The sequence below is a fragment of the Anabaena sp. AL09 genome (assembly GCF_001672255.1).
GTDB classification, from domain to species: Bacteria; Cyanobacteriota; Cyanobacteriia; order Cyanobacteriales; family Nostocaceae; genus Dolichospermum; species Dolichospermum lemmermannii.
Genome location: NZ_LJOQ01000042.1, coordinates 20507 through 28016 on the forward strand (window position 1 = coordinate 20507; position 7510 = coordinate 28016).

Below are 7510 nucleotides of genomic sequence, written 5' to 3' on the forward strand. Positions count from 1 at the left end.
TCTCCTTTAATGATTTTGTCAATTATTAATATACACTGTATTAGGCAATTTTTAATCACCTGGACTATATAGCGATCCTAAATTAGTTATGAAAAACAAGATCCCCGACTTCTCTAAGAGGATGTTTGAAAAGTATTATATGAAACCCATAATCTCCAAAAACCTAACCCCCCTTCCCCCCTTCCCTACAAGGGAATGGGGTTTTTAAAGCCTCTCCCCTGGTAGGGGAGAGGTTTGGAGAGGGGTCTGTTTCCACATTAAAAACTTTTAAAACATCCTCTAAGAAGTCGGGGATCTGACTCTGGGAATGTTCACAAATCAAATAGGATTACTATATGCTAATTATTGTTGATATCCGATAATTACCCCCTTTAATCCCTCGATACTTTGGGGGGAAACCAGAAAATCCAGTTCCCTCCCCTTTGCAAGGGGAGGGTTAGGGTGGGGTTAATTCCTTCAACACCGCATCAGTAAAGGGATTTTTCCCCGCCTTCAAATCCCTAATTTGCCCTTTTTGGACAACACTTTCTCACTCCGCTCACTTGCGTTTAGCTTTGCCTTTGTTAGCAAACTCCTGTGCTTTTGCTTGGGGGTCAAATTGTAAATTTTTATCCCATGTTTGGGCGGTGCGGAAATTAGCTAAAGCCCCATTCATATCATCATTTGCTGCCAAGTTCTCACCTTGGATAACTAACACCGTTGCTGCTAATAATAACCGAGATGGAGTTTGGCAATCTTTTAATTCTGCCAACACTTGAGGATTACCAATCAAATAATTATTCAGCAAATTGCAACCACTGGTGACTAAATTATCTAAATCCAAATCCCATAAAATGATCGTGTTGTCACCACTCCCAGAAGCCAGTTGTTGTCCGTCGGGGCTAAATCCCACACTCCAGACATAACCCTCATCACCTTTCAGGGTATTGAGGACTTTCCCTGTGGTCACGTCCCAGATTTTGATCGTCTTGTCACCACTCCCAGAAGCCAGTTGTTTGCCGTCGGGGCTAAATCCCACACAGGGTATTCAGAACTTTCCCTGTGGTCACGTCCCAGATTTTGATCGTCTTGTCATCACTCCCAGAAGCCAGTTTTTTGCCGTTGGGGCTAAATCCCACACTCTTGACCGAATTCTCATGACCTTTCAGGGTATTCAGGACTTTCCCTGTGGTCACGTCCCAGATTTTGATCGTGGTGTCACCACTCCCAGAAGCTAGTTGTTGTCCGTCGGGGCTAAATCCCACACTATAGACCGAAATCTCATGACCTTTCAGGGTATTCAGGACTTTCCCTGTGGTCACGTCCCAGATTTTGATCGTCTTGTCACCACTCCCAGAAGCCAGTTGTTTGCCGTCGGGGCTAAATCCCACACAAGGCTTTGTTTTCTGGCTTCTCATTACGCTGCAAATACACCGCTTGGCTTAATGCTACTGTCGTTGGTTCTTGAGTATCCAATGTTGCCCAAGATGCCAGTTTGACTTTTTGATTTACTCTTAATGCTTCTATCAAAGCGTTACCGCGTTCTCCTGAAGCAAACATGGCTTCACTAGATTTAGTTAAGGCTTGAATTTCATTAATATCGGCTTGTTGTTTTTGAGTTTCTGCCCTCTTTGCAGCATTCCAAGCTGTGACTGTTAGCAAGGTTAATGCTATTCCTGCGGCTACTGAACCTGCCAGGGCAATTTTGAGAAAGCGATTGAGTTTAGCTTCACCGATTTTTCTTTGTTGTTTTTCCCATTCTAGTTTTTGGCTGAGTGGTTCTTGTTGCTGACGAATAAAAGCTGCTAAATAATCATGAACTAATTGATAACGGTCACAGGGATTTTCTGGTAACAACACCACTAAACCAGATTTGACAAATATTTCTAATACTAAATCTAAGTTATTCTCAGTTTCATTTTTATCTCGTTCTAATAATGATTGTAAATTTTCTTCTAATTCTGCCTTAGTCTTTAACGGTCTTGTTCCTTGTTCGTCTGTGAGAAAATAAAGTAATAATTCCGCAAGTTCTTGATTTTTCTTACCGCAATCATTAACTATTTCCCCTAAATAACTTTTCACCAATTCTTGTTTATTACCAATTTGCTGATATGCGGCTAAAGTTGTGATATTTTCTGTTTCTAATTGCGCTCCCACAACTTGTAATTCAATGGGACGAACTGAACCTACTTCTCCTGCTAAATCTTCTACCAGTCGCTTAATTAAATTCGGTTCTAACTGAAAATCAGTTTTTTTAGTTAAACTCTCAATTGTAGTTTTAGCATTTTCTGGGGTTAAGTTTCCCAATTTATACAGCACATTTTTACTCAAAATACCATCACCAATAATATTCATGTCGCTGATTTCATCACATTCTAATAAAAGATGCAAATAATCTACCCGCAAAGATAAAATTATTCGCAAAGATCCAATATTTTTATTATTTAGACATTTCCCTAAAAACTGAAAAAATTCTGTTCTAGCTTTATCGTCAGGACACACAAAGAAAAATTCTTCAAACTGGTCAAAAATTAATACTGTTCTTCGGTATTTTTCAATTTCTACCAATTTTAAAACAAATTTTTCCTGAGTATCTAATTTTAAATCTTCTGATTTTAAGTTTTCTGGTAATACATCTAATAGTTCTTTTGCTAATTCTGTAAACCAACTATTATAAACTCTAATCGTCACAGGTAAATTATCTTGAAAACCTATAGCTTTATTTTCCAATGCAGGAATTAACCCAGCATTAACTAGAGAACTTTTTCCAACTCCTGACTGTCCATGAATGACAATAATTTTTTTATCAGTTCTACCAATTCTTGCTAGTAATTCATCTACATCTATTTTCCGTCCAGATGCTTCAATTTCTGGAGAAATATTTTCTTTATTCACAAAAGATGTATTTTTGGCTGGTTTTAACCAACCTGCACCAATAAACGCCCGTAAACCAAATTGTTGTTCAATAGAACGACTTTCTAATTTGGTATTAAAAGCTTTCAGATATTCTGTTTTTTGAAATAATAGTTTTTGTAAAAGATTGAGAATTTTAACATACAACTTTGGATGATTATTGATAACCCCGATATCTTTAGCAAATTCTAAACTACTAATTGCTTGTTCATATTGTTGTAATTTTTCTTGAGCTTGTGCTAGAATTAAAAATAGACTTTGACGATAATAATTTAGTAGGGGTAACTCATGAATTACCCCTATCCCTTGATTAGCAATTTTGGCTGCTTCTTGAAAATTTGATTGTTCAAAATTAGCTGTTGCTAAAAATAGATAATCTTCCGCTATTTTCAAGATGTTATTTTCAGCTTGATGTATTTCTAAAGCTTGTTGAGATAATGTTTTTAATTGTTCCCATGCTTGTAAATCTTGGAGAATTAACCCAAATCTTGATAAAGAATTAGCAATTAAATCCAGACGTTGAGCATTTTTAAACTTTTCTAATATTTGTTGAATACAATTTATTATTTCTCCCCCTTCCCTGGTAGGGAAGGGGGTTGGGGGGTTAGGTCTTAATTTTTCATAATTGCAAATTGTCAGATTATAAAGTATTTTCCCTTGAATTTCTAAATTCTCAGTTTTTTGCCAAAAATCCCAACTTTGTTGATAATAACTAATAGCTGTATCTAATCGCTTTTTATTATATGCAATAAATCCTTTTAAAAAATTACAATTAGCTTCAAATTCCGGTTCTAAATCTTGTCCATATTTTTGTAAGTCTTGTAATGCTAATTCAAGTTCTTGTAGATTTACATTCAAATCATCATTTAATACTTTATCTATTATTGATTTGAGTAAATTAATTAATTCATCGAAAGGAAGAGAAAAATTGATAGTAATTCCCCAACTTTCTAAATCAGGTGCAGATTCCATGATTTGTTGATATATTTGATTATTAATCCATAGCACTAGGGGATATGGACAATTATTTCTAAATTCTTCCCTGACTTGATTAGCTGAACTGAACATCTTTGATAAATTCGGTAATGATTCCCAACCGACAATCATTAATGCTGCAATTTCCTGATTAAATTCTTCTTGAATCGCATTATATAATGTTCTTTCTGATGCTTGAAGTCGTAAAATCTGAATTTCAATCTCACATACTTTCTGTAATTCTTGAATGAGTTGATTTTGTAAGTTGAGATAATTGCATTTAGCTAAAATCAGCTTAAATTCTCCTTGGGATGCTTCTATAGACCATGCTAAATCTTCTAGTTGTTGTGAGTTGTTCATAGTATTAATTTGTGATAAACAAGATCCCCGACTTCTGAACTTTAACCTCGATAAATAATAACATTGATCGAAGGCAATAATTCAGGTGAGATGATAAGATCCCCGACTTCTTTGATTTATTGTGTCCATAAATTATAAATTGATCTCAGAAGTCGGGGATCTAAATCCTGTTAATCCTTAAATCTTGGATATCCTGATTCAGACAACTTTTCTGATTCTGCTAAAATCGGATTGACATCAAACCATAATTCACCCTGATCTCGATATTCAAATACAAATCTACTGCGAATTAATTTCTGATATCCTTGATCATCACTAACGTGCTTAGTTTTTTTAACACGACGTAATAATTCCCATTCTTCGTCAGAAATAGTTAAAGACATTTCATTCCGTCGTTCACGAATAATCTGCTCTAAGGTATGACTCTGGAGAGGAAATTTTTTATCTTTCATAATCCAGGGGTTTAATAACCGCAAAATATCGCGCACATGACCACCGCTAACCTGACACAAGCGGTCTAGACTTGCTGGAGCATCAAAAATTTCAGTAATTTTATTTAAGCGGTCTTCTGGTGCTAAATTAGGAAATGCTCTAGCTAAAATCATCTGTTGCATTAGTGCTAATCCCTGTTCATGGACTTTACCATCTGAAGACTTGACGGGAACCATTGGTAATATTTTTGGTTCTTCTGGAAATCGTTGGGTTAGTGTGCCATATTCATTGGAAAATTTCAAAGCCAGGGGCATGGTATAAATAACATGACAATTCAGTTTGGTGAGATATTCTCCTTGGTCAACAAATAGATATTCTTGTTGTGTCCGACCCCAGGGTTTAATGGTATTATCTATACGGTCTAGGTTATCAACTATGACCACTAAACCATTTTTACCCTGTTGTTTGAGTTTAGAAATAGCAGGTTCTAAAAGTTCTTGATTAATTGCTTGTAGTAAGTTGGTTTTCTGTGGTCCTAAATATTGATTTACTTTGGTTCTTAATGTGGAATCACTTTTCATTTTTGTGGTGATTTCCCCAATACCCAAAGACAGAGACAACTTTTGTCCGTCAACAGTATAACCAATATCATGACCAGCAAATTTACCTTTAACACCTGTAACTTCAGAGTTTAATATGTTCCATGCACCTTGAAGTAATTCCTGAAATTTTTTCGGTTCTTCGAGAACAATTTTCTCAAGACTTTTACTAATGCGACTAGCAATAGCCAAAAACACATCAGCAATATCTATATCTGTGATTTCTAAATCTTCGCTAGATTCAAAATAAACAACATGAAAATCTGCTGCTTCTAATTCTACCTGTAATCGTAATAATTCTGTAGATTTACCGCAACCAATATGTCCAGTAAATAGGTTACAGGTAGGCTCATCTTGATTCCACTCTGTAATACTATCTTTAATAGTGCTGATGATATCCTCACCACGCACTTTAGAAAAGTCAATATAACATTTTTGATCTTCCACATTTCGCGCAACAAGGGTGCGTGCGGGGTTAGTGGCTTTATAAAAATCCTTAATATCCATTTTGCTAGTAGTATAATTGTCCTGATAGTTGAGGAATATCCCTACTGACAATAATACTTGTTTCTCAGTAATTTCAGTTATTTTTCCGATAATTTTAATAATTTTATGAGAATCAGGATTTACAAGATCAAACGATGAACAGGATTTTATTTTACTCACATCCTGTCAATTCTTAAATCCTGGTTATCCTAATGCTGACAATTTCTGTATTCTAAAATCTAGATATGATAACAGCCAGATCATACACCTTGATAATAGCACAAAAAGTCAAGAGGTCAAGAACCTAGTAAAATGGTTATCTTATTGCAAGCATTCTCAATAATCTTGAGAATGAAGCAGACTTATTCTCAATAAACATAGTCTTGTGCTTTTTTTGTAAAAGTCTGATTTAAAAAACTTATAGCCTTCAGTTTTTAACTGACAACTGACCCACATTCGCAAAATGTGTCAAAATAAAGAATTGTCATAAAAAATATTGTTAAGGTAATTTAGTGACTTCAACTGCTCAAGCTAGTGCGAGTGCGCGTCGTGCGGTCTTCCCATTTACAGCCATCGTCGGTCAAGAAGAAATGAAACTGGCACTGCTGCTAAATGTCATTGACCCCAAAATTGGTGGTGTAATGATTATGGGCGATCGCGGCACCGGAAAATCTACAACTATCCGCGCCTTGGCGGACCTTTTACCAGAAATCCCTGTTGTCGCCAATGACCCCTTCAACAGTGACCCCAGCGACACGGACTTGATGAGTGATGAAGTCCGTCAACAGGTAGCACAGGGGTTAGAAATTCCCATCACTCACAAAAAGGTGCAAATGGTAGATTTACCATTGGGCGCTACGGAAGACCGGGTTTGTGGGACAATTGACATTGAAAAAGCCTTATCTGAGGGTGTCAAAGCCTTTGAACCGGGACTCCTAGCCAAAGCCAACCGGGGTATTCTCTACGTTGATGAGGTCAACTTGTTAGATGACCACTTGGTAGACGTACTCCTCGATTCCGCTGCTAGTGGCTGGAATACCGTGGAACGGGAAGGAATTTCTATCCGTCACCCTGCGAAGTTTGTTCTCGTTGGTTCAGGAAACCCTGAAGAAGGGGAATTACGTCCTCAACTTCTCGACCGTTTTGGAATGCACGCGGAAATCCGCACTGTGAAAGAACCAGCTTTGCGGGTGCAAATTGTGGAGGAACGGGGTGAATTTGACCAAAATCCGCCTGTGTATTTAGAAAAACACCAAGCACCACAAGTAGCATTACAAGAGAAAATTGTCAATGCCCAAAACTTATTACCACAAGTTAATTTAGACTATGACTTCCGGGTGAAAATTTCCGAAGTTTGTTCAGAATTAGATGTGGACGGGTTGCGGGGTGACATCGTGACAAACCGCGCTGCGAAAGCCTTAACCGCTTTTGAAGGTCGGACAGAAGTTACAATTGACGATATCCGTCGGGTAATTACTTTATGTCTGCGTCACCGTTTGCGGAAAGATCCTTTAGAATCTATTGATACTGGCTATAAAGTGGAAAAGGTCTTTTGTCGGGTTTTTGGTGTGGAACTTCCAGAAGATTCAACCCAGAAAAATGGTGCAGGGGTAAAAGCTGGCGCTCGTTAGTTAATTAATATAGATGTCAGTGGAAAGTAAACTGTCTACTAACCACTGACAACTGTACGGGCGAAGCATTTGGAGAACTATTTTTGGCAATGACCGATAATTTATCTTCCAAATGCTTCGCCCCTACTGACAACT

5 protein-coding genes are annotated in these 7510 nt (G+C 37.2%); 1 reads left to right on the forward strand and 4 read right to left on the reverse strand.

Going from position 1 to position 7510, the window contains the following annotated elements; all coding sequences use genetic code 11:
• Positions 1-538: 538 nt before the first annotated feature.
• From AN490_RS08920 to AN490_RS08935, 4 genes are all read right to left on the reverse strand, one after another.
• The gene (locus tag AN490_RS08920) at positions 539-1018 is read right to left on the reverse strand and encodes a hypothetical protein (protein ID WP_300001968.1); all 480 of its coding nucleotides are present in this window, start codon (positions 1016-1018) and stop codon (positions 539-541) included.
• Entirely contained in the window at positions 1008-1370 is a 363-nt protein-coding gene (locus tag AN490_RS08925) for a WD40 repeat domain-containing protein (RefSeq protein WP_300001971.1), read from the reverse strand. The genes AN490_RS08920 and AN490_RS08925 overlap by 11 nt, the downstream gene beginning before the upstream one ends.
• Complete coding sequence (locus tag AN490_RS08930; protein WP_300001974.1) at positions 1360-4227, reverse strand: AAA family ATPase; 2868 nt, start codon at positions 4225-4227, stop codon at positions 1360-1362. Before AN490_RS08930 ends, AN490_RS08925 begins: the two co-directional genes overlap by 11 nt.
• A gap of 170 nt (positions 4228-4397) precedes the next feature.
• A complete protein-coding gene (locus tag AN490_RS08935) occupies positions 4398-5765 on the reverse strand; it encodes a P-loop NTPase fold protein (RefSeq protein WP_300002017.1) in 1368 nt (455 codons plus the stop codon).
• A gap of 491 nt (positions 5766-6256) precedes the next feature.
• Between AN490_RS08935 and bchI the strand changes: the two genes are divergently transcribed.
• A complete protein-coding gene (bchI, locus tag AN490_RS08940; RefSeq protein ID WP_039202400.1) occupies positions 6257-7375 on the forward strand; it encodes a magnesium chelatase ATPase subunit I in 1119 nt (372 codons plus the stop codon).
• The last annotated feature ends 135 nt before the right edge of the window (positions 7376-7510 follow it).

What these genes read in the sequence shown, in the direction of transcription:
- AN490_RS08935 (WP_300002017.1), bottom strand. Translation starts at nt 5,765, where the DNA reads ATGGATATTAAGGATTTTTATAAAGCCACTAACCCCGCACGCACCCTT.
- AN490_RS08930 (WP_300001974.1), bottom strand. Translation starts at nt 4,227, where the DNA reads ATGAACAACTCACAACAACTAGAAGATTTAGCATGGTCTATAGAAGCA.